The sequence below is a fragment of the Nocardioides deserti genome, from assembly GCF_014266025.1.
In the GTDB taxonomy this organism is placed as follows: Bacteria; Actinomycetota; Actinomycetes; order Propionibacteriales; family Nocardioidaceae; genus Nocardioides; species Nocardioides deserti.
The window spans coordinates 264,148-287,129 of record NZ_JACMYC010000004.1 but is presented as its reverse complement, the minus strand read 5'-3'; the positions used below and the strand labels follow the sequence as shown (position 1 = coordinate 287,129).

General features: G+C 74.2%; 28 protein-coding genes. 10 read left to right on the top strand and 18 right to left on the bottom strand.

Features of this window, described 5'->3' with window-relative positions; translation table 11 throughout:
* The first annotated feature begins 55 nt into the window (after positions 1-55).
* From H7344_RS09250 to H7344_RS09240, 3 genes are all read left to right on the top strand, one after another.
* On the top strand, positions 56-535 hold the full coding sequence (locus tag H7344_RS09250) for a DUF2505 domain-containing protein (RefSeq protein ID WP_186345724.1): 480 nt from the start codon (positions 56-58) through the stop codon (positions 533-535).
* Entirely contained in the window at positions 536-1,030 is a 495-nt protein-coding gene (locus H7344_RS09245; protein WP_186345723.1) for a DUF2505 domain-containing protein, read from the top strand.
* Between the two features lie 182 nt (positions 1,031-1,212).
* Positions 1,213-1,422 carry a hypothetical protein gene (locus H7344_RS09240; RefSeq protein ID WP_186345722.1) on the top strand — a complete coding sequence of 70 codons (210 nt, stop codon included), beginning with the start codon at positions 1,213-1,215 and terminating at the stop codon, positions 1,420-1,422.
* Positions 1,423-1,502: 80 nt separating this feature from the next.
* On the opposite strand, the gene H7344_RS20605 is transcribed toward H7344_RS09240, so the two are convergent.
* Genes H7344_RS20605 through H7344_RS09225 form a run of 4 tightly spaced genes read right to left on the bottom strand, consistent with a single transcriptional unit; the run spans position 1,503 to position 5,165 of the window.
* Positions 1,503-1,637, bottom strand: coding sequence for a hypothetical protein (locus tag H7344_RS20605; protein ID WP_260989367.1), 135 nt, complete (start codon positions 1,635-1,637; stop codon positions 1,503-1,505).
* 3 nt (positions 1,638-1,640) lie between these two features.
* Complete coding sequence (gene pruA, locus H7344_RS09235) at positions 1,641-3,269, bottom strand: L-glutamate gamma-semialdehyde dehydrogenase (RefSeq protein WP_186345721.1); 1,629 nt, start codon at positions 3,267-3,269, stop codon at positions 1,641-1,643.
* A gap of 19 nt (positions 3,270-3,288) precedes the next feature.
* Entirely contained in the window at positions 3,289-3,636 is a 348-nt protein-coding gene (locus tag H7344_RS09230) for a DUF6912 family protein (RefSeq protein ID WP_186345720.1), read from the bottom strand.
* Positions 3,633-5,165 (bottom strand): wax ester/triacylglycerol synthase family O-acyltransferase, encoded by a 1,533-nt coding sequence (locus tag H7344_RS09225; RefSeq protein ID WP_186345719.1) that lies wholly within the window; start codon positions 5,163-5,165, stop codon positions 3,633-3,635. The genes H7344_RS09230 and H7344_RS09225 overlap by 4 nt, the downstream gene beginning before the upstream one ends.
* Positions 5,166-5,320: 155 nt before the next feature.
* On the opposite strand from H7344_RS09225, the gene H7344_RS09220 reads away from it, so the two are divergent.
* Together H7344_RS09220 and H7344_RS09215 are read left to right on the top strand one after the other, a co-directional pair.
* The gene (locus H7344_RS09220; protein WP_186345718.1) at positions 5,321-5,686 is read left to right on the top strand and encodes a hypothetical protein; all 366 of its coding nucleotides are present in this window, start codon (positions 5,321-5,323) and stop codon (positions 5,684-5,686) included.
* On the top strand, positions 5,683-7,008 hold the full coding sequence (locus tag H7344_RS09215; RefSeq protein ID WP_186345717.1) for a hypothetical protein: 1,326 nt from the start codon (positions 5,683-5,685) through the stop codon (positions 7,006-7,008). Before H7344_RS09220 ends, H7344_RS09215 begins: the two co-directional genes overlap by 4 nt.
* On the opposite strand, the gene H7344_RS09210 is transcribed toward H7344_RS09215, so the two are convergent.
* Both H7344_RS09210 and H7344_RS09205 read right to left on the bottom strand, forming a co-directional pair.
* Complete coding sequence (locus H7344_RS09210) at positions 6,971-8,311, bottom strand: AAA family ATPase (RefSeq protein ID WP_186345716.1); 1,341 nt, start codon at positions 8,309-8,311, stop codon at positions 6,971-6,973. The two genes, H7344_RS09215 and H7344_RS09210, sit on opposite strands and share 38 nt — an antisense overlap.
* Before the next feature lie 8 nt (positions 8,312-8,319).
* Complete coding sequence (locus H7344_RS09205; protein ID WP_186345715.1) at positions 8,320-8,952, bottom strand: hypothetical protein; 633 nt, start codon at positions 8,950-8,952, stop codon at positions 8,320-8,322.
* A 139-nt stretch (positions 8,953-9,091) separates the two neighbouring features.
* Here H7344_RS09205 and H7344_RS09200 point away from each other — a divergent pair, with 139 nt between their 5' ends.
* A complete protein-coding gene (locus H7344_RS09200; protein WP_186345714.1) occupies positions 9,092-9,331 on the top strand; it encodes a helix-turn-helix domain-containing protein in 240 nt (79 codons plus the stop codon).
* Positions 9,332-9,350: 19 nt separating this feature from the next.
* On the opposite strand, the gene H7344_RS09195 is transcribed toward H7344_RS09200, so the two are convergent.
* The 3 genes from H7344_RS09195 to sigE are packed head-to-tail and all read right to left on the bottom strand — an operon-like array spanning position 9,351 to position 11,866.
* Positions 9,351-10,691 (bottom strand): S1C family serine protease, encoded by a 1,341-nt coding sequence (locus H7344_RS09195; RefSeq protein ID WP_186345713.1) that lies wholly within the window; start codon positions 10,689-10,691, stop codon positions 9,351-9,353.
* Between the two features lie 54 nt (positions 10,692-10,745).
* Positions 10,746-11,249 (bottom strand): hypothetical protein, encoded by a 504-nt coding sequence (locus H7344_RS09190; protein ID WP_186345712.1) that lies wholly within the window; start codon positions 11,247-11,249, stop codon positions 10,746-10,748.
* Positions 11,249-11,866 (bottom strand): RNA polymerase sigma factor SigE, encoded by a 618-nt coding sequence (gene sigE / locus H7344_RS09185; protein WP_186345711.1) that lies wholly within the window; start codon positions 11,864-11,866, stop codon positions 11,249-11,251. Before sigE ends, H7344_RS09190 begins: the two co-directional genes overlap by 1 nt.
* Before the next feature lie 213 nt (positions 11,867-12,079).
* Between sigE and H7344_RS09180 the strand changes: the two genes are divergently transcribed.
* Entirely contained in the window at positions 12,080-12,736 is a 657-nt protein-coding gene (locus tag H7344_RS09180) for an O-methyltransferase (protein WP_229706899.1), read from the top strand.
* 207 nt (positions 12,737-12,943) lie between these two features.
* On the opposite strand, the gene H7344_RS09175 is transcribed toward H7344_RS09180, so the two are convergent.
* Positions 12,944-14,998 (bottom strand): MMPL family transporter, encoded by a 2,055-nt coding sequence (locus H7344_RS09175; RefSeq protein WP_229706900.1) that lies wholly within the window; start codon positions 14,996-14,998, stop codon positions 12,944-12,946.
* 62 nt (positions 14,999-15,060) lie between these two features.
* On the opposite strand from H7344_RS09175, the gene H7344_RS09170 reads away from it, so the two are divergent.
* The gene (locus H7344_RS09170; protein WP_186345710.1) at positions 15,061-15,573 is read left to right on the top strand and encodes a MarR family winged helix-turn-helix transcriptional regulator; all 513 of its coding nucleotides are present in this window, start codon (positions 15,061-15,063) and stop codon (positions 15,571-15,573) included.
* On the opposite strand, the gene H7344_RS09165 is transcribed toward H7344_RS09170, so the two are convergent.
* Genes H7344_RS09165 through H7344_RS09155 form a run of 3 tightly spaced genes read right to left on the bottom strand, consistent with a single transcriptional unit; the run spans position 15,503 to position 17,626 of the window.
* Positions 15,503-15,841, bottom strand: a complete 339-nt coding sequence (locus H7344_RS09165) for a hypothetical protein (RefSeq protein WP_186345709.1) — start codon at positions 15,839-15,841, stop codon at positions 15,503-15,505. The genes H7344_RS09170 and H7344_RS09165 overlap by 71 nt on opposite strands.
* A 16-nt stretch (positions 15,842-15,857) precedes the next feature.
* Positions 15,858-17,426, bottom strand: coding sequence for a leucyl aminopeptidase family protein (locus H7344_RS09160; protein WP_229706901.1), 1,569 nt, complete (start codon positions 17,424-17,426; stop codon positions 15,858-15,860).
* 32 nt (positions 17,427-17,458) lie between these two features.
* Positions 17,459-17,626 carry a DUF3117 domain-containing protein gene (locus H7344_RS09155; protein WP_166191440.1) on the bottom strand — a complete coding sequence of 56 codons (168 nt, stop codon included), beginning with the start codon at positions 17,624-17,626 and terminating at the stop codon, positions 17,459-17,461.
* Positions 17,627-17,797: 171 nt separating this feature from the next.
* Between H7344_RS09155 and H7344_RS09150 the strand changes: the two genes are divergently transcribed.
* Both H7344_RS09150 and H7344_RS09145 read left to right on the top strand, forming a co-directional pair.
* Entirely contained in the window at positions 17,798-18,592 is a 795-nt protein-coding gene (locus H7344_RS09150; protein ID WP_186345708.1) for a PaaX family transcriptional regulator, read from the top strand.
* Positions 18,589-19,434: an enoyl-CoA hydratase-related protein gene (locus H7344_RS09145; RefSeq protein ID WP_186345707.1), complete on the top strand. Its 846-nt coding sequence runs from the start codon at positions 18,589-18,591 to the stop codon at positions 19,432-19,434. Before H7344_RS09150 ends, H7344_RS09145 begins: the two co-directional genes overlap by 4 nt.
* A 130-nt stretch (positions 19,435-19,564) precedes the next feature.
* Here the strand turns inward: H7344_RS09145 and H7344_RS09140 are convergent, their stop codons facing one another.
* From H7344_RS09140 to dapE, 5 genes are read right to left on the bottom strand one after another with little or no spacing between them, the layout of a single operon-like run.
* Positions 19,565-20,347, bottom strand: a complete 783-nt coding sequence (locus H7344_RS09140; RefSeq protein ID WP_186345706.1) for a M14 family zinc carboxypeptidase — start codon at positions 20,345-20,347, stop codon at positions 19,565-19,567.
* Positions 20,348-20,379: 32 nt separating this feature from the next.
* The gene (locus H7344_RS09135; protein WP_186345705.1) at positions 20,380-20,802 is read right to left on the bottom strand and encodes a hypothetical protein; all 423 of its coding nucleotides are present in this window, start codon (positions 20,800-20,802) and stop codon (positions 20,380-20,382) included.
* Between the two features lie 15 nt (positions 20,803-20,817).
* Positions 20,818-21,087, bottom strand: a complete 270-nt coding sequence (locus H7344_RS09130) for a DivIVA domain-containing protein (protein ID WP_186345704.1) — start codon at positions 21,085-21,087, stop codon at positions 20,818-20,820.
* Positions 21,087-21,833: an LOG family protein gene (locus tag H7344_RS09125; protein WP_186345703.1), complete on the bottom strand. Its 747-nt coding sequence runs from the start codon at positions 21,831-21,833 to the stop codon at positions 21,087-21,089. Before H7344_RS09125 ends, H7344_RS09130 begins: the two co-directional genes overlap by 1 nt.
* The gene (gene dapE, locus H7344_RS09120) at positions 21,830-22,912 is read right to left on the bottom strand and encodes a succinyl-diaminopimelate desuccinylase (protein ID WP_186345702.1); all 1,083 of its coding nucleotides are present in this window, start codon (positions 22,910-22,912) and stop codon (positions 21,830-21,832) included. The genes H7344_RS09125 and dapE overlap by 4 nt, the downstream gene beginning before the upstream one ends.
* Positions 22,913-22,982 lie beyond the last annotated feature (70 nt).

Sequence of the window (22,982 nt, the reverse complement as noted above, 5' to 3'; positions counted from 1 at the left end):
TGACCTGCGCCTCAAACGCGGCCGGCGCCTCGGTGCGACCGGGCAGGATGGCGCCATGAGGCTCCGCCACGACCTGGTGTACGACGCGCCGCCGCAGGCCGTCTTCGCGATGCTCGCCGACCCCGCGTTCCGCGAGGCGGTGTGCAACGCGATGGGGGTCGTCTCCGCGGAGGTGACCCTCGAGCGGACCGGCACCGGCTTCACGCTGACCGTCGACCAGGAGCAGCGCACCGACGACCTGCCCTCGTTCGCGCGGGCCTTCGCCGGCGAGACGACCCGCGCGGTGCAGCACGAGGAATGGGCCGACTCCACCTCGGGCACGGTGCGCATCGAGGCACCCGGCAAGCCGACGACCGTCACCGGGACCGTCACGCTCCGCCCCGAAGGGTCGGGCACCCGCGAGGTGGTCGAGCTGGACGTGAAGGTCAAGGTGCCGCTGGTCGGCGGCAAGCTGGAGAAGCTCATGTCCGAGAAGATCGTCGCCGGCCTCGACGCCGAGCATGGTGTCGGCGCGGCGTACCTGAAGGGGGCCTGAATGGCCAAGCAGATCACCCACGACCTCATCTACGACGCTCCGGCGAGCGCGGTCTACGCGATGCTCACCGACGCGTCGTTCCGCGAGGAGGTCGCCGACCGGTCCGGCGTGCTGCGCCACGACGTGACCATCGAGGGCGACGGCGGCGACCTGACCTCCGGCGCTCGGGTCCGGATCCAGCAGTGGCAGACCGCTGCGGGCATCCCGTCGTTCGCCAAGAAGCTGGTCGGCGACGAGATCGAGATCATCCAGGAAGAGACCTGGACCTCGCCCACCGACTGCGACGTCACGGTCACCATCCCCGGCAAGCCCGGCGAGATGTCCGGCACCGTGCGGCTGGTCGAGGAGGGCGGCCGCACCACCGAGCACGTCGAGCTGACCATCACCGTCCGCATCCCGCTCGTCGCCGGCAAGATCGAGTCGCTCGTCGCCGACATGCTGCTCAAGTCGCTCCGCGTCGAGAACACCGTCGGCCGGGAGTACCTCGCGCGCTAGGCCCGGCCGGGGGCTGGTCGGCCCGCGTGCAGGGGTCACCGGTTAACCGGTGACCCCCGCACATATCGGGGCAGATCTCCCCCGATATGTGCAGGACTGCCCCGAGATGTCCGGCCCGGGCGCCTGGTCCGGACCGGCCCCGGCCGGCGGTGACCCGGCCCGGCGCGGGTCGTTGGTGGGGCATGCTCGCCCGCGCCCTGCTCTCGCTGATGGTCGTCCCGGCGTTCGCCGTGGTGAACGACCTGGTCGTCGACCGGCTCGAGGGCCGGCGCTACTGCCTGGACCAGCAGCTCGCCGAGCGGTCGGCCGAGCTCACCGACCTGATGTGCGTGAGCGTCGGCATCGACGGCCCGCCGCTGCCGGCCACCGACCTCGGCGGCCTGCTGGACTGACCCTCTCCGTCGCCGCGTACGCCGCCTCGTGCTGCCCAGCGTGCGCCGGAGCGCACTCCCAGCAGCACGAGGCGGGGTGCTCAGTCCTCGCGCTCGTCCTCCTGGCGTCGGCGCAGCACGATGACGACGCCGAGGACGAGGAACGGCCCGAAGGCCAGCAGCAGGGTGAGCGCCTGCTCCATCGGGTGGAGGGCGCCCAGGTGGAGAGGGACCACCGCTCAGCCCATGAACGGGTAGCGGTAGTCGGTCGCCGGGACGAAGGTCTCCTTGATCGAGCGCGGCGAGGTCCACCGCAGCAGGTTGAGCGCGGCACCGGCCTTGTCGTTGGTGCCGGAGGCCCGCCCGCCGCCGAACGGCTGCTGGCCCACGACGGCACCGGTCGGCTTGTCGTTGACGTAGAAGTTGCCGGCCGCGAAGCGCAGCTCCTCGCTCGCCCAGGCGATCGCCCGGCGGTCGCGGGCGATGACCGCGCCGGTCAGGGCGTACGGCGCGAACGACTCCATCTGGCGCGCGACCTTCTCGAAGTCGCCGTCCTCGTAGACGTGGACGGCGAGGATCGGCCCGAAGTACTCCGTCTTGAACATCTCGTCGGTCGGGTCGCCGCCCTCGACGACCGTCGGCCGGACGAACCAGCCCACCGAGTCGTCGGTCTGCCCGCCGACCAGCACGTCGAGACCGTCGGTCGCCTGCGCGCGCTCGATCGCGGCGCGGTGCTTGGCGAAGGCGCGCTCGTCGATGACGGCGCCCATGAAGTTCGTCAGGTCGCGGACGTCGCCCACCCGGATCGACTCCACCTCGGCGAGCAGGTCGTCGCGCATCGCCTCCCACACCGAGCGGGCGACGTACGCCCTCGACGCGGCGGAGCACTTCTGGCCCTGGAACTCGAAGGCGCCACGGATCAGCGCTGTCCGCACGACGTCGGGCTCCGCCGAGGGGTGGGCCAGCACGAAGTCCTTGCCGCCGGTCTCGCCGACCAGCCGCGGGTAGGAGCGGTAGGACCCGATGTTCTCCCCGACCGTGCGCCACAGGTGCTGGAACGTCGGCGTGGAGCCGGTGAAGTGGATGCCGGCGAGGTCGGGGTGCGCCAGCGCGACCTGCGAGACGTCGAGCCCGTCGCCGGGAAGCATGTTGATGACGCCCGGCGGCAGGCCGGCCTCCTCGAGCAGCTGCATGGTCAGCGAAGCGGCGAGCTGCTGGGTCGGCGACGGCTTCCAGACCACGGTGTTGCCCATGAGCGCCGGCGCGGTCGGCAGGTTGCCCGCGATCGCGGTGAAGTTGAACGGCGTGATCGCGTAGACGAAGCCCTCGAGCGGGCGGTGGTCGGTGCGGTTCCAGACGCCGGGGCTGTTGGCGATCGGCTGCTCGCGCATGATCTGCGCGGCGTAGTGGACGTTGAACCGCCAGAAGTCGATGAGCTCGCAGGCCGCATCGATCTCCGCCTGGTACGCCGTCTTCGACTGCCCCAGCATGGTCGCCGCATTCAGCCGCTGGCGCCACGGGCCGGCAAGCAGGTCGGCCGCCCGCAGCAGCACCGCCGCGCGCTCGTCGAACGGCAGGTCCCGCCAGCCCGGCGAGGCCACCCGGGCCGCCTCGACCGCGGCCTCCGCGTCCGCGGTCGTGCTGCCGCGGGTCACGGCGAGCACGTGCTGGTGGTCGTGTGGCTGGACGACCTCGATCTCGGGTCCACCGCCCAGGCGCCACTCCCCGCCGATCCGGGCGGGCAGCTCTGGACGGTCCTTCTCGAGGACCGCGATCTCCGCGAGCAGGGCGTCGCGCTCGGCGGTGCCCGGCGCGTAGGTGAGGTTCGGCTCGTTGACCGGAGCCGGCGGGGTGGTCGTGGCGTCCATGGTCGCCACCGTACGAGCCTCAGCCCGAGATGAGGAAGCCGATCTCCTGGGTCGCGAACCACGCCAGGTCCTCGTCCGGGTCGGCGTCGACCGGCCGGTCCTCGACGTCGGCGTGCACGGCCACGACCCGGCGCAGCGGCACCGGCCCGTCCGGGTCGGCCCCGTCGGCGAGCTCGGCCACCACGACGACCCGGCGGCCGGGACCGTCGAGCAGCGCCGTCGAGGCGTCCGCGGCGCCCATCAGGGCGGCGTACTCCCCCTCCTCGGTGTCGTCCGGGGCGACCACGCGGTCGGTCCGAGCCGGCACCTCGCCGGCGGTGTGCAGCTCGGCCAGGCCCCGCAGCGTGGTCGGCAGGTAGATCCTCACGAGCGGCTCCCCCGCGGTCGGGCCGGCCGGTCGGGACGGTCCGGCGTGCCGCTCGTGACGGCGCCGGTCGGGCCGGTCGCGCCGGTCGGGCCGGAGGTGCCGGACGTACGACGGCCGCGGCGCGCGCGGCTCCGCCCGCCGTTGGCGGTGTCGAGGAGCTCGTCGAGCGCCTCGCTGATGCACGTCCCGAGCAGGTCGGCGTCCGGCAGCTGGTCGCGGTCGGCGGTGATGCCGTAGAAGACCCCGCCGTCGTACGACGTGACGCCGACGGCGAGCGGGTGGCCCTGGACGAGCGGGTGGACGGGGTAGCTCGCGACCATCCGGGCGCCGGCGGCGTACAGCGCCGACTGCGGGCCCGGGACGTTGGTGACGCTGAGCTGGTAGCCGCGGCGCACCTCGCGTGCCGCGACGCGCGACCCGATCGCGTGGAAGGTGGTCGGCGCGAAGCCGGCGATGCCCGCGAGTCGGTTGGCGGCGACGCCGCGGCCGGTCTCCTTGTGCACCTGGAAGGAGTAGCTGACCTGGTGCAGCCGCACCACCGGGCTCGCCTCGCCGACCGGCAGGTCGACGTAGTGGGCGGCGATCTGGCTGCCCAGCGAGGTCGCCTCGAGCTCGGTGTCGATGACCGAGACCGGCACGACGGCACGGATCCGGCGGAAGCCCCGGAGCGACTCGTCGCGCGTCATCAGCCACGCCCGCAGCCCGCCGGTGATGGTCGCGAGGATGACGTCGTTGACGGTGCCGCCGTGGACGTCGCGGACCTTGCGGTAGTCCTGGAGCCGGGTCTCGACCGTCACGATGCGACGTTGCTGCGACAGCGGGCCGCCGAGCGCGCCGTCGCGCTGGGGCCGGCGACCGGCGAGGCCGCCGACGATACGACCGGCGGTGCCGGCGGTGGCCTCCGCGGCGCGCAGCAGCGAGCCGGTGGTGCCGCGGGCGGTGTCGAGCACCGTGCGGGGGTCGGTCAGGGAGTCCCGCGCCGCGTCGACGAGCATCGCGGCGGACGTGGGCCCGCGCTGCGGCATCCACTCGTCGCCGCCCAGCACCTTCGGCTCGGGCTGGACGTCGAGGAGGAGCTGGCCCAGGTCGACCGTCTCCGCGCCGTCGACGAGCACCTGGTGGGCCTTCGACAGCAGGGCCACGCGGCCGCCGGCGAGCCCCTCGACGAGGTAGATCTCCCACAGCGGCCGGGTGCGGTCCAGCGGCCGGGACACGATCCGGGCGACGAGCTCGCGCAGCTGGTCCTGGGTGCCCGGGCGCGGCAGCGCCGAGCGCCGCACGTGGTAGGCGAGGTCGAAGTGCTCGTCGTCGACCCACACCGGGTTCGCGACCCGGCCGGGGACCTGCTGGAGACGCTGCCGGTAGCGCGGCACGAACGAGATCCGGTCGCGGATCAGCTCGACGAGCCGGTCGTGGTCGAAGCCGGACTCTGCGCACTCGAAGATCTCGACGGTGGCGTTGTGGGCCGGCGTCGTCGGGGTCTCCTCGGCGAGGAGGGCGAGGTCGCGGGGCCGCAGCCGCTCGCTCATCCGGCGCTCACTCCCTCGTCTCGTCGGTGGTCCCGCTGGTGGTCTCGCTGGTGGTCGGCACAGCGCGTCCGTCCCGGACCCGTACCCGATCGCGCTTGCTCAACGTGGGATTCTGACAGACGTCACCCCCCGACCCCATGAGGAAAGTCACCAGCATGCACACCACGCGACGACTCGCGGCAGCCGCCGCGGTCCTGGGCCTCGCGCTCGGCACCACCGCCTGCGGCGACGACGAGCCCGCCCCCGAGACCTCCGGCGAGACGCAGACCATCGAGGTCACCTTCGAGGGCGGCACGGTCACGCCGAACGGCGAGCGCGTGGAGGTGGCGGTCGACGAGGAGGTCGAGCTGGTGGTCCAGGCCGACGAGGGCGGCGAGATCCACGTCCACTCCACGCCGGAGCAGACGCTGCAGTACGGCGCCGGCACCACCACCCTGCCCATCACCCTGGACCAGCCGGGCGTCGTCGAGGTCGAGTCGCACGACCTGGACCAGGTGATCGTGCAGCTCGAGGCCCGGTGAGCGACGGGCGGTACCTCGCCCACGGGATCGGCGGCGCCAAGGACCTGCCGATCCCCCCCGAGCTGGCGATCGCCGGCGCGGTGGCCGCGCTGACGGTGTCCTTCACCGTGCTGGCCGTCGCGTGGCGGTCCCCGAGGTACGACGCTGCCACCTCCGGCCGGCCCGCGCCGGCGTACCTCCAGGCGCTCGTCGACGCGCCCGCGCTCCGCGTGGTGCTGCGCGTGCTGGGCATGGCGGTCTTCCTGTACGGCGCGTACGCCGCCGTCCTCGGCCAGGACCTGCTCACCAATCCCGTGTTCGGGATGTTCTACGTGTGGTGGTGGGTCGGCCTGGTGCCGCTCTCGCTGCTCCTCGGCCCGGTCTGGAAGGCGATCAGCCCGGTCCGCACGATCAACCTGGCGTTCGCGAAGATCTCCGGCAGCGACCCCGACCGGGGCGTGTTCACCTACCCCGAGCGCCTCGGCGTGTGGCCCGCCGCGATCGGCCTCTACGCCTTCGTGTGGATGGAGCTGGTCTACCAGTTCTCCACCGAGCTCGGCCCGGTCCGCCTGTGGGTCGCGACGTACGTCGCCGTGATGCTGCTCGGCGGCGCCTTGTTCGGCAACACCTTCTACGAGCGCGCCGACCCGTTCGAGGTCTACTCCTCGCTCATCGCCAAGCTGTCCCCGTGGGGCCGGCGCGACGGCCAGCTCATCGTGCGCAGCCCGCTCGCGAACCTCGACTCGGTCACCGTCCGCCCCGGCCTCGTGGCGGTGATGGCCGTGCTCTTCGGCTCCACCGCCTACGACTCGTTCCGCGAGTCGTCGTTCTGGGTGCGCCACATCCAGTCCAGCGAGACCTCGGTGTCGCTGCTGAACAACCTCGCGCTGCTGGGCTTCGTCGTCGGCGTCGGCGTGATCTTCGCGGTGGGCACCGCGGCCACCGGCGTCGGCCCGGAGACGCCCCGGTGGAGCCTGCCGGACCGGTTCGCGCACTCGGTCGTGCCGATCATCGTGGGCTACATGGTCGCCCACTACCTGACCTACCTCGTCGAGGTCGGGCAGCTGACGCTCATCCAGGCGAGCGACCCGCTGGGCACCGGCCAGGACCTGCTCGGCACCGGGGACTGGAGCGTCAACTACTGGTTGTCCTACCACCCGACGCTGCTGGCCAACACCAAGGTGCTCGCCGTCGTCCTCGGCCACGTCGTCGGTGTGGTGGCCGCGCACGACCGGGCGATCAAGCTGCTGCCGAAGCGTCACCAGCTCACCGGCCAGCTGCCGCTCCTCGTGGCGATGGTCTTCTTCACCGCCGGCGGTCTCTACCTGCTCTTCGCCGCCTGATCGTCGCGCCGCGGGCGCCGGGTGTCGTCGCCGGCGGGGCCGACGGCGGGGCCGACGGCGGAGCGGCCGGCGGAGCGAGCGCGTCGACCAGCGATGCGACGGCCCGGGTCACCGGCGAGTCGCCGGACTCCAGCAGCGTGCGGCCGGCGACCAGCGCCCGGTCCACCGCGGCGCGGTCGTCGGGCACGAAGTGCAGCGACGCCACCCGCCCGAAGCCCCGCACCATCGCGGCCACGTCCTTCTCCGACCAGCCCAGCGTCGGGCGCATCCGGTTGACGACGACCCGCACCGGGACGCCGCCGGTGACCTCGTCGAGCTCGACCAGCCCGCGCGCCAGGCGCGAGAGGCCCACGGGGTCGGCGGTGCCGACGACGAGCAGCTCGTCCGCGCCGACGACCGCCTCGAGGGTGAGCCGGTTGCGGCTGGGCCGGCCCGGTTCGAGCCCGTCCTCCTCGAGGCTCGGGCCGGTGTCGACGACGACGTCCCCGTGCGACCGGCCGACGTCGAGGAGGTGCTCGAGCGTGCCCGACCGGACCTCGGCCCACCGGTCGGCCCGCGGCAGCCCCGTCACCACGCTCAGGTGCTGGTCGAGGCCGCGCTGCACCGAGGCGAACCCGTCGGCCAACGTCCCCGCCGTCGCCAACCGGGTCGCCGCGAGGAGCCCCGAGACCTCGTCGAGGATGCCGAGCTGCTGCGCCACCGTCCCGCCGTACGGATCGGCGTCGAGGAGGATCGTGCGCCGGCGCCGACGGGCCAGCTCCGCGGCGACGGCCGCGGCGAGCGTCGTGCGCCCCGGTGCGCCGGCCGGACCCCACACCACCAAGGCGCGCCCGCGCGGGCCGGCCGGTCCCGGCTCCACGGTCGCTCCGTCGGCGTCGGCGTCCGCACCGAGCGCCGGTGCGTGGCGCGGGACGGTCGGCGGCGCGTCGGGCGTCGAGACGGCCGCGACGACCGCGTCGGCGAGCAGGTGCAGCGCCGCCTCGTCGACGACGGCGCCGATGCCGACCCGGGAGGCACGCAGCCGCCCGGCGTCCACCGCGTCGCTCGGCACGACGGCGACCGGCTGGACCCCGTGCGCACGCAGGTGGTCGACCGCCGCGGCGTCCAGGCCAGGCGCGTCGATCCCGACGACGGCCGCGTCCGCCTGACCCGCGGAGGCGGCGGCGAGCAGGTCGTCGACGTCGACGCACCGCTTGAGCACGACGACGTCGCGCCGCTCGTCGAAGCGGCGCAGCGCCTCGGACTCCCACGCGGCGCCGCCACCGACGACGAGCACGACGAGCGGGCTCCTGGGAACGCTCACCGGGCCGCTCACGAGACCTGGGTGACGGTGGTGACCGGGTTCTCCACCCGCGACAGCCGCGCGAAGAAGTCCTCGGCGTCGTCCTCGTCCACCGCGACGACGAGCTGCCGCTCGCCGGTCGCGCCGAAGCCGTCGTCCAGCGCGGGCACGTCGACCACGACCACGTCGTCCAGCACCGGACCGTCCGGGGTCCCGGCCGACCCGGTCAGGTAGACGTCGACCACCGAACCCTCGGCCACCGCCGGCGGCACCAGGTCGACGGCGAGCGGCACCGACACCGTGCCGGCGTCGTCGGCCGACCCGACCGCCGCGCGCGGCAGCAGCTCGTCGGCGCCGACGCCGCGCACGAGCGCCAGGTCCGGAGGCAGGGCGTCGTCGACGGTGAAGTACCGGTCCAGCCCCTCGTCGGCGAACCGGACCCGTCGGGCCACGAGGTCCTCCTCCCCCACCCGGTCCCCCGCGCCGAGGTCCGAGACGACGGCCCAGACCTGCACGGTGTCGTCGGCGCCGTCGACCACCCGGGCCCCGATCACGACCGACGCCGCGACCACCAGGACCCCGATCCACAGGCGCGGGTCGCGCCAGCCGGGCGTGCCGGTGCGCGTCGCCGGCGGCGGGGAGCTCGCTTGTTCCGTGGCCACGCGGACAGTGTGCAGATCGCGGGCGCGGCCGTCACCCCGTCATCCACAGCCGCCCGCAGCCGTCCGTCGAGCGCCGCGTCGTCCACAGCCGGCAGCCGGGTCCGCGGGTCCGGGGGCGGGAGGTGCCACCATGTCCCTTATGGCCGGTACGCCCCGCTTCCTCACGCTCGCCGACGTCGCCGAGGTGCTCAACACCTCGAGCGCGCAGGTGTACGCGCTGGTGCGCCGCGGCGAGCTGCCCGCCATCAAGATCGGCGGCCGGGGCCAGTGGCGGGTCGAGTCCAGCCAGCTGGAGGACTTCATCCAGCGGATGTACGACGAGACCCGCACGTTCGTCGACGAGCACCCGTACGTCGACGCCGAGCCGCGCGGGGAGTGACCCGAGCTCGGCCTGGCGCTCAGCCCGTCTCGGAGCCGAGCGTCACCTCGACCTCGCGCTCGTCGCCGTCGCGGACGACCGTGAACGCGATGGTCTCCCCGGGCTGGTGCGTGCGGATCGAGACGATCAGCGCGATGCCGTCGGTGACCCGCTCGCCGTCGACGGCCACGACCACGTCGCCGGCCTCCAGGCCCGCCTCCGCGGCCGGGGTGTCGTCGAGGACCTCCTCGATCCTCGCGCCGGTGCCGTCGCGCCGGCCGGTCTGCACCTGGGCGCCGATCACCGGGTAGCTCGCCTCGCCCGTCCGCAGGATCTGGTCGGCGGTCACGCGGACCTGCTCGATCGGGATCGCGAAGCCGACGCCGATGTTGCCGGACTCCCCGCCGAGCATGCCGCCGCCGGTCGTGGCGATCGCGGAGTTCACGCCGACCACCTGGCCGCGCAGGTTGACCAGCGGCCCGCCCGAGTTGCCGGGGTTGATCGCGGCGTCGGTCTGGACGGCGTTGATGTAGGAGGAGTCGTTCGCCGAGTCGCCGGTCGTGACCGGGCGCTTGAGCGCGCTGACGATGCCGGCGGTCACGGTCGAGCTCAGGCCGAGCGGCGAGCCGATCGCCACGACGCCCTCGCCGACGAGCAGCCGGGTCGAGGAGCCGAGCGCCGCCGGCTTCCTGCCCTCGACCTCCTCGGCGTAGAGCACGGCGAGGTCGTAGACCGGGCTGCGCCCGACGACCTGCGCGGCGTACCGGTTGCCGTCCTGGTCGACGATCTCGATCTCGCCGTCCTCCTCGGCGGCGTCGGCGACCACGTGGTTGTTGGTCACGACGTGGCCGCGGGTGTCGAGGACGAAGCCGGAGCCGGTCGCGCCGCCGGCCTCGCCATCCAGCTCGGCCCGGATCTGGACGGTGCTGGGCAGCAGCTCCTGGGCCACCGCCGCGACCGAGCCGTCTGCGACGTCGAGCGGCGGGTAGGTGCGCACGGCGTCCTCGGCGAGGCCGGAGCCCAGCAGCGCGGAGCCGGACTCCTCCTGGAGCTGGTCATGGACGACGCTGCCGACCACGCCGCCGACGACCCCGACCACCAGGGCGAGGACGGAGACGACCGGCCACACCCAGGCCGGGACGCGGCCGCGGGGCGCGGCGGTCGGCGCCGGGTAGGGCTGGCCGTACGGCTGCGGGTAGGGCTGGGGGTACGGCTGGGCGTACGGCGCCGGCCCACCGGCCGGGCGCGGGGCGTCCCACTGCATCGGCCGCGGCTGCGCGGTCGGCGGGACCCAGGAGGCACCCGCCGCGGGCGCCGGGCCCAGCGGGCGGGTCTCCTCCGGACCGCTCGCGCCGCTCGGGCCGGGCTGCTCGTCGTTCACGTGCCCATCATGACGGGCGGCTGGTGGTCCGCCGCGCCCGACCACTGCGCCCGATCAGGGGCGGCGCAGCGCCGGCGCACCCGGGGTGGGCGACGGGGCCGGTGCGGGCGTCGTGGTGCCGATCGAGGTGACCGGCGCGCGGCGGTCGACCGGGGGTGCGTCGGCCGGGGCCGCGCCGAGCGCGATGACCCCCATGACCGCGGCGCCGACCGCGCCACCGCCGATCGCCACGAAGCTCGCCGTACGCCGCCCGCGGTGCTGCTCGCGCTCGGCCGCGATCGCCAGGTAGACGTCGCCGGGAGGCATCCCCGCCGCCGCGGCGGGGCCGCAGCGCAGCGCGCCCTTGAGCGAGTCGGGGGCGCCGCCGCAGTCGCCCATCGAGAAGCCGACCAGCCGCGTCTTGACCCAGCCCTCGCGCTCGACGAGGTCCCGGCAGGCGTGGCAGGCGTGCACGTGCGCCCAGGCGCGCTCGGCCTCGGCGGCAGGCAGCTGCCCGTCGAGCAGCGCGCTGACCTTGGCACCGAGGTGACCGCCCAGCGGACCCATCAGCGAGCCCATCAGCGGTCCCGTCCCGGGACGAGTGCCTCGTGCCCGACGGGACCGGAGTACCGCTGCCGACCGTCCACCGGCGCCCTGTGCGCGAGTGCCTTGCGGAGCATCGCGCGGCCGCGGTGGATGCGGGAGCGGACCGTGCCGAGCTTCGCGTCGAGGATCCCGGCGATCTCCTCGTAGGAGAGGCCCTCCACGTCGCACAGCACGACGGCGGCGCGGAAGTCGGGCGGCAGGGTCGCCAAAGCCCGCTCCACGTCGTCGTCGAAGCGCTGGTCGGCGTACGCCGCCTCGGGTGCGGGCGAGGCGCTGGTCAGCCGGTCGGCCCGCTCGTCGGAGAGCGCGTCGAAGCGGATGCGCTGCTTGCGGCGGGCCTGGTCGAGGAAGAGGTTGGTGGTGATGCGGTGCAGCCAGCCCTCGAACGTGCCCGGCGTGTAGCCCGACAGCGAGCGGAACACCCGGACGAAGACCTCCTGGGTGAGGTCCTCGGCGTCGTGGCGGTTGCCGGTGAGCCGGTAGGCCAGGCGGTAGACGCGGTCGGAGTGCTGCTCGACGACCTCGTCCCACGTCGGCACCCCGGGGGTGCTGGTCTGCTCCGGACCGGGCGTTGCGTCCCGCTCGTCCATGACGGTCCCTCTCCACCTGACCACTGCGTCCCCCTCACCGTAGGTGTGCTCGCTGAGAGATCCCTGTGAGCCGGATGCCCACGTCCTCTGCCAACGCTCGAGCGCATCTCCGCGTTCCCGGGGGCGTTCCCGGGTGCGTTCCCGGTGCGTTCCCGGGGGCGTTCCCGGGTGCGCCGGGTGATGCCCGGGCTCCCGGCGCGGTAGGTTCGCCGCGTGACGACGACGCCGGTGAGTGCTGCCAGCTGGAGCTATGCCGAGGAGTTCGTGGCCGAGGACGAGGTCCTCGCCGCCGCGCGCGCCCGCGCGCAGGAGGTGGGGGTGGTCCCGGTCGGCCCCGGCGCCGGCGCGGCCCTGCGCTTCCTCGCCTCCGTCCTCGACGCCCGCGCGGTGGTCGAGATCGGCACCGGCACCGGTGTCTCCGGCCTCTGGATGCTGCGCGGCATGCGCGGCGACGGCGTCCTCACCACCGTCGACGTCGAGACCGAGCACCAGCGCCTCGCCCGCCAGTCCTTCACCGAGGCCGGCATCGCCACCCAGCGCGCCCGCACGATCTCCGGCGCCGCCCTCGACGTCCTCCCCCGCCTGACCGACGGCCACTACGACCTGGTCTTCTGCGACGGCGACAAGCGGGAGTACGCCGCCTACCTCACCGAGGCGCTCCGGCTGCTCCGCCCCGGCGGCGTGGTGGCCTTCGACAACGCCCTGTGGCACGACCGGGTTGCGGACCCCGCCCAGCGCGACGAGGAGACCGTCGCCATCCGCGACCTCGGCCGGGCCGTCGTCGAGCACCCCGACCTGGTCGGCCTGATGCTCCCCGTCGGCGACGGGCTGCTCGTCGCGAAGAAGACCTGGAACCCCGAGTCCGACTGACCCACTGACGACGCCCCGAACCGCCGAGTCAGACCGCTGACCGGGGTCGTGTGCCCCAGGACGCGCCCGCCCGCGACGACAGGCACACGACCCGAGCCGAGCGACCGGATCAGGCCGACCGGATCAGGCCGACCAGATCCGGCCTCGTGCTGCCCGGCGAGCGCCAGGGCGCACGCTCAGCAGCACGAGGCGTCGTACGCCGATCCCTCAGGCGCGCACCCTCCGCGGCCACCAGAACCGGTCGCCGAGGATGAGGGCGGCGGCGGGGACGAGGACGGTGCGGACGAGCAGGGTGTCGAGCAGGACACCGATGCAGATGACCGTGCCGACCTGGGCGAGGACGACGAGCGGCAGCACGCCGAGGACGGCGAAGACCGCGGCGAGGAGCACGCCGGCGCTGGTGATGACGCCACCGGTGGCGGCGAGCGCGCGGAGCATCCCGTCGCGGGAGCCGTGGTCGGCGGCCTCCTCGCGGGCGCGGGCGACGAGGAAGATGTTGTAGTCGACGCCCAGCGCGACGAGGAACAGGAACGCCAGCAGCGGGACCGACTCGTCGAGCGCGGAGAACCCGAGCGGACCGGTGAAGAGCCACCAGGCGGCGCCCATCGAGGCGGCGTACGTGCCGAGCACGGTGGCGACGAGGATCAGCGGCGCGACGACCGAGCGCAGGAGCAGCAGCAGCGCGCCGAGCACGAGCCCGAGGATGAGCGGAAGGATGACGACCCGGTCGCGGGCAGCGCCCTCGCGCGCGTCGATCGCGGTGGCCTCGGTGCCGCCGACGTGGGTGTCGTCGAGGCCGTCGACCGCCTCGCGGATGGCGGCGATGGCGTCCTCGGCCTCGTCCGAGCCGGGCGATCCCTCGAGCACGACGTTGAGCTGGGCGACGCCGTCGCCCTCCGGGCCAGGCTGGACCTGGGCGACGCCCTCGGCTCCTTCGACGGCCTGGGCGACTTCGCGGGGGTCGGCGGTGGTGACGACGCGGGCGGGGTCGGTCAGGCCGGCCGGGAAGGACTCGGCGAGTCGGTTCGAGGCCGAGATCGCCTCCGGCTCGTCGAGGAACTGCTCGTCCTGGTCGAGGCCGGTGCTCACGCCGAGCAGGCCGATGGACAGGGCGGCGATGAGGGCGATGGTGCCGGTGGCGAAGAGCGCCGGCTTGCGGGCCACCCGGGCGCCGACGCGGTGCCAGAACGAGTCCTGGTCGACCAGCGCCGTCTGGCCGGTGCGCGGCACCTTCGGCCAGAAGACCCAGCGACCGAAGAGCACGAGCAGCGCGGGCAGCACGACGAGCGCGAAGAACGCCGCGATCACGACGCCGACGGCGCACGCCAGGCCGAGCCCGCGGGTGGTGGGCACCACCGACAGCAGCAGCGTGAGCAGGCCGAGCACGACTGTGGTGGCGCTGGCCAGCACCGCCTCGGCGGTGCGGGCGAGGGCGGTGGTCATGGCGGCGTACCGGTCCTCGACGTGCCGCAGCTCGTCGCGGTAGCGCGAGATCAGCAGCAGCGCGTAGTTCGTGCCGGCGCCGAAGACCAGCACCGACAGGATGCCGACGGTCGACTCGTCCCAGGCCACGTCGAGCGCGGCCATCACCTGGGTCGCGGCGATGGCGGCGAAGCGGTCGGCCACACCGACCACCAGCAGCGGGATCGCCCACAAGATGGGGCTGCGGTAGGTGATGACCAGCAGGAACGCCACGACGGTCGCCGTGACGGCCAGCAGCCGGAAGTTCGCACCGTCGAAGACCGCCGCGAGGTCGGCCTGCACCGCCGCCGGACCGGTCGCCTGCGCGGTGACGCCGTCGGGCGCGGTGTCGTCGAGCTCCGCGCGCAGGTCCTCGACCTCGGCGGAGACGTCGGTGGCGGAGCCGGGGGCGACCTGCACGATCGCGATCGCGGCGGTGCCGTCCTCCGCGACCGACATCGGCCCCTCCGGGCCACCGCCGACCGCGTCGAGGTCCTGGGCCACCGAGCGCAGCTCCTCCAGCGCGCCGTCGTCGAGCTCCCCCTCGTCGGCGGTCCACAGCACGACGGCGGTGTTCGAGCCCTCGTCGGGCAGCCGCTGCTCGAGCTCGGTGGCGAGCGTGGAGTCGAGGTCGCGCGGCAGCTGGTCGAGCGGCTGCTGCTCGCGGTCGCCCTCGCCGAGCAGCACCAGGCCGAGCACGGCGGCCACGAGCGGGAGGAACGCGAAGAGCCAGGCGGTCCGCCGCGCGACGACCACCGACGTCACGGGGTGCGGCCGGTGGGTGGACCGGTGATCGGGCACGGCGTTCTCCTCGAGGACGTACGATTTAGTCCAGACGAAAAGATGCTAAGCAGGTGAGACAAATGGCGGACCAGCACGGGCTTCTCGGTGCCCTGCGCGACCTCGTCGAAGCCGGGGTGCGCATGCGGCACACCGTCGCCCGGGCCGCCGGCCTGAGCGAGCACGAGATGGTCGCGCTCCAGCACCTCAGCCGCGGCTCGGTCGGCCCCGCCGAGCTGGCCCGCCTGCTCGGCGTCTCCACCGCAGCGTCCACCGGCATCGCCGACCGGCTCGCGGCCCGCGGTCACGTCGTACGCCGTGCGCACGCAGCCGACCGCCGGCGCACGGAGCTGCACCTCACCGAGTCCGGGCGCGCGGAGGTGCTCGCGCACCTCTCCCCCATGCTGGTGGCGCTCCGGGCGCTCGACAAGGAGTTCGACGACGACGAGAAGGCCGTCATCGAGCGCTACCTGACCGGCGCGACCGCGGCGCTGGGCCGGATCAGCGAGCAGGCCGGTGCGCCGCTCAGCCCCGAGGCGTCGCCTCGAACCCTTCCCAACCCTCCGCGACCGCCACGACGTCCCACGGCTCGATGAGCACCGGCGGCGCGCCGACCATCCGCGAGCCCGGCGCGTCCGCGGCCCCGGCGGCGAACTCCTCCTGGAACGCCGCCCGAGCCTCGTCGGTCGCGAACAGGTAGAGCCCCTCGAACCACTCGCCCGGACGCACCCGCCAGGTCTTGAACCGCAGCCCGGCCATCCCGGTGAAGCGCGCGTGCGAGGTCTCGGCGACGTACGCCGCCAGCTGCTCCTCGACGCCCTCGGGCGCGTCGACGAGCGACCAGCGGATGCTCAGCCCCTTCACCGCTGCTCCCGGGCCATCAGGCGATGCCGTCGAGCGGCGCCTCGGCGCCGAGCCAGGTCAGCAGCGCGCGGGCGCCGAAGCCGGTCGGCCCCTCCGTCCACTCGTCCGCGTCGGCCGGTGCGTCGCCCACCGAGGCGACGTCGAGGTGCGCCCACGGGACGTCGCCGACGAAGTGCTGGAGGAACAGCGCCGCGGTGATCGCGCCCGGGCCACCGGCGCCGTTGTCGGCGTCGGCGACCTTCGAGGCCAGCTTGTCCTCGTAGACCTCCGCCAGCGGCATCCGCCACAGCGGCTCCCCGGACGCCTCGCCGGCCGCAGCGATCGCGGCCGCCAGCACCTCGCGGTTGGCGAAGAACCCGCCGACCTGCTGGCCGAGCGCCACCTTCATCGCGCCGGTGAGCGTGGCGACGTCGACGACGACGGTCGGGTCGAGCTCGGCGACGGCGTACGCGAGCGCGTCGGCCATCACGACCCGTCCCTCGGCGTCGGTGTTGGTGATCTCGGTGGTCCGCCCGCCCCAGTGGCGCACGACGTCGCCGGGGCGCAGCGCGTTGCCGGAGACGGCGTTCTCCGCCATCGGTACGAGCCCGACGACGCGGACGGGGCAACCGACGTCCTTCAGCGCGGCCATGGTGGCGAGCACGACTGCGCCGCCGGTCATGTCGCGCTTCATGTTCGCCATCGCCTGGGCGGGCTTGATGGACAGGCCGCCGGTGTCGAAGGTGATGCCCTTGCCGACCAGCACGACCGTGGGCGTACGCCGTCCGGCGCGGCGCGGCGCGTAGTCGAGCTGCACCAGGCGCGGCGGCGTCGCCGAGCCCTGGCCGACGCCGAGGACGCCGCCGAAGCCCTCGGCGGCGAGCTGCTGCTCGTCCCAGACGCGGTAGCCGAGACCGGCCTCGTCGGCGAGGCGGCGGGCCTCCTCGGCGAGCCAGGCCGGGTTCTTCAGGTTCGACGGGACCGTGGCGAGGGTCCGCGAACGCCACCCGGCGCCCGCGACGGCGAGCGCGCGCCGCAGAGCGGCGTCGTACGCCTTCGGGTCGAGCGCGGCCAGCACGACCTGCTCGACCGGGACGTGCTCGGGCGGCGTGGAGCGCCAGGAGAAGCCGTACGACCCGAGCACGAGACCGACGACGAACGGCTCGAGCCCGGTGTCGGGGTCGAGCGCCGGCACGGTCGTGGCGACGGCGCGGACGTCCTTGACGGCGCGGCCGAGCGCCGCGCCCGCCTTGCGGAAGTCCGCGGGGCGCTGCGCACCGACGCCGACCAGCAGCACGCGCCGCAGCGACGCCTGGTCCGGACCGCCGAGCGGCACCGGGTAGGCGACGATCCGGCCAGCCTCGCCGCTCGCGCGCTCGGCCTCGAGCAGCGCGACCAGGTCGACGCCGAGCTGCTCGCCGACCTCGTCGGCACCGGGCCCGAGCACCGGCGCGGCACCGTCCCCCTCACCCGGGACGACCGGCAGGGCCACGACCTCCACGCCGTCGACCGCGAGCGGCCGGGCACCGCTCAGCGCGAGCTCGGGCGGCGAGACCTGGGACGGGAGCGAGAGGGCAGGCGGGCGGTCGGACGAGGTGGGGGGCACGACGCGGCGCGAGGCGGGGTTCGTGGCCGGCGTCAGCCGACGACGGCCTTGAGGGCGTCGCCGAGCGCTCCGGCCTCCTCGGCGTTGAGCTCGACGACCAGACGACCGCCGCCCTCCAGGGGGACGCGCATGACGATGCCGCGACCTTCCTTGGTGACCTCGAGCGGACCGTCACCCGTTCGTGGCTTCATTGCCGCCATCCCGGCACCTCTTCTCGTGTTGCAGTCCTCGAGACCGACGAGGTCCAGGCGCCCCGCCAGCCGTGTGACCTCCATTATCCCCTATCGGGCTCCGGAGTGTGACCGGTCCCCACACCTCGGCCCGTGGGACGCGCGGGTCGGCGCCCTCCCACCGGTGACAGACTCGGGTGCATGCACGCGCGGTCGGCCCTCTTCGACCTCTACGGCGACCACCTCCGCGCGTGCGGCTCCCAGGCGCCGGTCGCCGCCCTCGTGCGCCTGCTCGCGCCGGTCGGCATCGCGGCCCCGGCGGTCCGCACGGCGATCTCGCGGATGGTCATGCAGGGCTGGCTCGAGCCCGTCGCGCTGCCCGACGGCCGCGGCTACCGCGCCACCGACCAGGCCACCCGCCGTCTCGACGAGGCCCGCGCCCGGATCTACCGGCGCCGCGACGAGCCGTGGGACGGCCACTGGCACCTGGTGCTGGTCACCTACCCGCCCGACCGGAGCGCGCGCACGCGGCTCCGCGCCGACCTGGCCTACCTGGGGTACGCCGAGCTCGCCGACACCGTCTGGGTCGGCCCGGTCGCGAGCCCGGAGCTCGACGGGGCGCTCGCCCGGGCCGGTGCGACCGCGCGGACCGCCCGCGCCCGCGACGTCGCCCCCTCCCCGGCCGACGCGTGGGACCTGGCGGCGCTGCGGGCGTCGTACGACGGGTGGCCGGCCGTTGCGGGCGCGCTCGTCGCGGGCCACCTCGCCGCGCACGACGACCCGGACGAGGCGGCGTTCGCGGCGCGCTTCCACCTGGTGCACGAGTGGCGCAAGTTCCTCTTCGCCGACCCAGGACTGCCGGCGGAGGTGCTGCCGGCCGACTGGCCGCGCGACGAGGCCGCGCAGTGCTTCGCCGCCGAGGCCGGCCGGCTGAAGCCCGCGGCGGACAGGTTCGTCGCCCGCTGCCTGCCGAGCGCGGCAGACTGCCCCGCATGACCTCCGCCAGCCCCTCCGCCAGCTCCTCCTCCGGCCCCACGCCCGACGCGACCCAGGCGCCCGTGCTCCTCGACGTCTCCGAGGGCGTCGCGACCATCACGCTCAACCGGCCCGACGCGATGAACAGCCTCGACGTCGCGACCAAGGTGCTGCTGCGCGAGATCGTCCAGCACGTCGCCGAGGACCCGGCCGTGCGCTGCGTGCTGCTCACCGGCACCGGCCGCGCGTTCTGCACCGGCCAGGACCTCAAGGAGCACGTCCAGCTGCTGCACAACGGCGGGAGCGAGGCGCTGTTCTCCACCGTCGACGAGCACTACAACCCGATCGTCACCACGCTGGCCGGCATGGCCAAGCCGGTCGTCGCCGCGGTCAACGGTGTCGCCGCGGGCGCCGGCGCGAGCCTCGCCTTCGCCTGCGACCTGCGCCTGGTCGCCGACACCGCGGGCTTCAACCTCGCCTTCGCCAACGTCGGGCTCTCCTGCGACACCGGCGCCAGCTACCACCTCCCGCTGCTCGTCGGGCGGGCCAAGGCGCTCGAGCTGCTCTACTCGCCGCGCACCGTGCCCGCGGCCGAGGCGCTCGAGCTCGGCCTCGCGACCTCGCTGCACTCCCCCGACACGCTCGCCGAGGAGGCACGCGCCCTCGCGGTCCGGCTCGCCGCCGGCCCGACGGTCGCGCTCGGCTCGATCCGCCGCTCCGTGGCGTACGCCGCCGGCCACACGTTCGAGGAGGCCGTCGCCTTCGAGTCCTCGATGATGCAGCTCACCGGCGCCACCGAGGACCACCGGGCCGCCGTCGACGCGTTCGTCGCCAAGCAGAAGCCGGTGTTCGAGGGCCGCTGAGGGTCGGGCCCGGCCCGGCGGGCCCGGGTCCGGGCGTCGACGATCGTTCAATTGCGCGGTTCCAGCGCCTCGGCGCCCGCGAACCGGTCCACAACCCAACAATTGAACGATCGTGCGCGCCCGGGACCGACTAGCGCTGCGCCCAGTCCAGGTGTCCGCGGTAGGCGCCGAAGATCGACAGCACCTGGTCGGGGACGACCGTGCGCAGTCGGCGGCGCGACGGCTTGGCGGCGTACTCGACCGTCAACGCGGCGCCCTTGAACCGGTGGTTGAACCAGCCGGTCATCGTGCCGTGGCAGACGCCGCCGCAGTCGAAGGTCTTGCGCGGCAGGCCGAGGTGACGGGCGACCTTGCGGGCGAAGCGCGGCCGCTTGGTGTCGGTGTCGACCCCGTGCAGCGGCTGGTGGAAGCTCAGCAGGTAGTCGGGCCGGACGTCGGCCAGGAAGCCCATCATCGCCTTCGTCTCCGGCTCGGACGCCGCCTTCGGCCCGGACTCGTAGCGCCCGTCGAGGTCGGCCCACTTGTAGGGGTAGTTGCGGTTGAGGTCGACGCCGCGGGCGCTGCGCCGGGTGCCCGCGGCGAGGCCGTCGGGGTTGTAGGTCGGCACGATCCACAGGTCGACACCGACGACGGGCGGACCGTCGCGCAGCGCGGTGAGGATGTGCCGGGTCGCGGGCTCGTCGCCGTGCATGGTCGAGATCAGTACGACGGTCGGCACGCCCGGGCGGTCCGGCTCGCCGAGGTGCCAGGCGACGATGTCGCGGTCCTGCGCCGACGTGCCGAGGACGCGCTTGCCCACGACCGCGGGTCGCTCCGGGGCGGCGCGCTCGGGGGCCGCGGCGGGTGCCGCCGGTGCGCTGGTGAGGACCAGCGCGAGGCCGGCGACGGCGGTCAGCAGGCGGGGACGGCGCACGGGCGCTCCTCGGGATCGGCGGCTCGGACGACTCAGACGACGGAGGTCAGGTAGGCCCAGGTCAGCACGCAGACGCCGGCCAGCGTGCCGAGGTGGGCGAGCAGCGACAGGCCGGGCCCCTCGGACCAGGAGTCCTCGGCGCCGGCGGACGCGTGGCGGCCGCGGCTGGGCAGCCAGCGGACGAGGATGCCGATCCCTGCCACCACCAGGAGCCACCAGAAGCCGAGCCCGATGATGCCGACGGTGTCCCCGCCGAGGGGCGAGTCCGGCGGCGCGAGGAGGAAGACGGTCCACACGACGAGCGCCGCGACGCCGGCGCCGGTGTGCAGGTCGAGCAGGCGGCGACCAACGCGGAGCCGGCCGGCGCCGCCCTCACCGCGCAGGCGCAGCCGGGTCAGCACGACCACGACGGCCCCGAGGGCGGTCAGGACGTAGACGACGACCTCGCTGGACACGCGGCGCAGTCTGCCCTACGCCGTGTGGTCGTCGCCACGGACGTCCGCGGCGTCCCGCTCGCGTGCGAGCCGGTCGAGCAGCGCGTCGACGTCGGCCATCCGGTAGCCCCGCAGCGCCAGCGGGAACCGCACGCGCCGCAGGTCCTCGGCCGTCAGCGGCCGGTCGGCGGGCAGGTCCACGGCCAGGCGGTCGTGCTCGACCTCGCTCATCGGCGTGCCCCGTCCGGCGGCCACGGCGGCAATGCCGCCCATGAGGAGCACGACCAGGACGGCGAAGAACCACATCATCGCTCGCTCGCCTCCCCGGCATCCGCGTCCCGCGCGGCCTGCATCAGCGCCACGACCTCGTCGAGGTCGTCGGTGAGCGTCAGCATGTCGAGGTCCTCCACCGCGATCTTGCCCTCGGCGGCGACCGTGTCGCGCAACCAGTCGACCAGCCCGCGCCAGTAGTCGGTGCCGATCAGCACGATCGGGAAGCTGGTGACCTTCCGGGTCTGCACGAGCGTCATCGCCTCGAACAGCTCGTCGAGGGTGCCGACGCCGCCCGGCAGCACGGCGAAGCCCTGGGAGTACTTCACGAACATCGTCTTGCGGGCGAAGAAGTAGCGGAAGTTGATCCCGACGTCGGACCAGTCGTTCAGCCCGGTCTCGAAGGGCAGCTCGATGCCTAGCCCGACGCTCACCCCGCCCGCCTCGCTCGCGCCCTTGTTGGCGGCCTCCATCGCCCCCGGTCCGCCACCGGTGATCACCGCGAAGCCCGCCTCGGCCAGCCGCCTGCCCAGCTCCTCCGCCGCGGCGTACGACGGGTGGTCGACGGGCGTGCGGGCCGAGCCGAACACCGCGATCGCCGGCCCGAGCTCGGCCAGCGCGCCGAACCCCTCGACGAACTCTGCCTGGATCCGCATGACGCGCCACGGATCCGTGTGCAACCAACCGCTGTCGCCGCGGGAGTCGAGCAGCCGCTGGTCGGTGGTGGAGCCGTCGACCTGGTCGCGTCGCTGCACGACCGGGCCCTTGAACTTCGACCTCATGCGTCCACCTCTCCTGCCGCGCTCGTCAGCCACGCCCGCAGCTGCCGCTCGCAGCGCTCGATGTCCGCGACCGGCACGTGCTCGTCCTGCTTGTGGGCGTAGAGCGGGTCGCCGGGGCCGAAGTTGACCGCCGGCACGCCCAGCGCGGTGAACCGGGCGACGTCGGTCCAGCCGAACTTCGGCGCGACCCGACCGCCGACCGCCTCGACGAACGCCTTCGCGGCCGGCCGGTCGAGCCCCGGCAGCGCGCCCGGCGACATGTCGGTCAGCCGGACGTCGTACCCCTCGAAGAACTCGCGGACGAACGCCTCCGCCTCCGCCTCCGAGCGGTCCGGCGCGAAGCGGAAGTTGACCTCGACGACGCACTCGTCGGGGACGACGTTGCCGGCGACGCCGCCGGAGATGCGGACGGCGTTGAGGCCCTCGTGGTACTCCAGCCCGTCGATCACCGGCCGCCGCGGCTCGTAGGCCGCGAGCCGGTTGAGCACCTCGGCGGCGCCGTGGATGGCATTGACCCCGCGCCAGGAGCGGGCGGAGTGCGCGCGCTCGCCGGTGGTGCGGACCTCGACGCGCAGCGTGCCCTGGCAGCCGGCCTCGACCGACGCGTTCGAAGGTTCCATCAGGATCGCGAAGTCGGCCGCCATCAGGTCCGGGCGGGCCTCGGCGAGCAGGCGGAGGCCGTTGTACGTCGCGTCGATCTCCTCGGCCTCGTAGAGGACGTAGGTCACGTCCCGCACCGGCTCGGGCACCGTGGCGGCGAGCTTCAGGATGACCGCGTCACCGCCCTTCATGTCGCAGGTGCCGAGGCCGTGCAGCACGCCGTCCTCGAGCCGGCTGGGCAGGTTGTCGTTGACCGGGACGGTGTCGAGGTGGCCGGCGATGACGACCCGCTCGCCGCGACCGAGGTCGGTGCGGGCGACCACCGTGTGCCCGTGGCGCACCACCTCGAGGTGCTCGAGCGGGCGCAGGGCCGCCTCGACGGCGTCGGCGATCTCGGCTTCGTCGCGGCTGACGGACTCGATGTCGACGAGGGCCGCGGTGAGCGAGACGACGTCCAGCGAGAGGTCGAGGGTGGCCATGCCTCCATCCAAGCAGCCGGGCCGCGACCGCCGCCCTTCCACCACAGGTGGAACACGTTCTAGTCTCAGG

Bases quoted from the DNA above. Each gene is read 5' to 3' on its own strand.
- dapE (WP_186345702.1), bottom strand. From the start codon at position 22,912: ATGGCCACCCTCGACCTCTCGCTGGACGTCGTCTCGCTCACCGCGGCC.
- H7344_RS09245 (WP_186345723.1), top strand. From the start codon at position 536: ATGGCCAAGCAGATCACCCACGACCTCATCTACGACGCTCCGGCGAGC.
- H7344_RS09200 (WP_186345714.1), top strand. From the start codon at position 9,092: ATGGCCGGTACGCCCCGCTTCCTCACGCTCGCCGACGTCGCCGAGGTG.
- H7344_RS09145 (WP_186345707.1), top strand. From the start codon at position 18,589: ATGACCTCCGCCAGCCCCTCCGCCAGCTCCTCCTCCGGCCCCACGCCC.
- H7344_RS09125 (WP_186345703.1), bottom strand. From the start codon at position 21,833: ATGAGGTCGAAGTTCAAGGGCCCGGTCGTGCAGCGACGCGACCAGGTC.
- H7344_RS09250 (WP_186345724.1), top strand. From the start codon at position 56: ATGAGGCTCCGCCACGACCTGGTGTACGACGCGCCGCCGCAGGCCGTC.
- H7344_RS09220 (WP_186345718.1), top strand. From the start codon at position 5,321: ATGCACACCACGCGACGACTCGCGGCAGCCGCCGCGGTCCTGGGCCTC.
- sigE (WP_186345711.1), bottom strand. From the start codon at position 11,866: ATGGACGAGCGGGACGCAACGCCCGGTCCGGAGCAGACCAGCACCCCC.
- H7344_RS09170 (WP_186345710.1), top strand. From the start codon at position 15,061: ATGGCGGACCAGCACGGGCTTCTCGGTGCCCTGCGCGACCTCGTCGAA.
- H7344_RS09155 (WP_166191440.1), bottom strand. From the start codon at position 17,626: ATGGCGGCAATGAAGCCACGAACGGGTGACGGTCCGCTCGAGGTCACC.
- H7344_RS09130 (WP_186345704.1), bottom strand. From the start codon at position 21,087: ATGTGGTTCTTCGCCGTCCTGGTCGTGCTCCTCATGGGCGGCATTGCC.
- H7344_RS09150 (WP_186345708.1), top strand. From the start codon at position 17,798: ATGCACGCGCGGTCGGCCCTCTTCGACCTCTACGGCGACCACCTCCGC.
- H7344_RS09225 (WP_186345719.1), bottom strand. From the start codon at position 5,165: ATGAGCGAGCGGCTGCGGCCCCGCGACCTCGCCCTCCTCGCCGAGGAG.
- pruA (WP_186345721.1), bottom strand. From the start codon at position 3,269: ATGGACGCCACGACCACCCCGCCGGCTCCGGTCAACGAGCCGAACCTC.
- H7344_RS09190 (WP_186345712.1), bottom strand. From the start codon at position 11,249: ATGGGCTCGCTGATGGGTCCGCTGGGCGGTCACCTCGGTGCCAAGGTC.
- H7344_RS09240 (WP_186345722.1), top strand. From the start codon at position 1,213: ATGCTCGCCCGCGCCCTGCTCTCGCTGATGGTCGTCCCGGCGTTCGCC.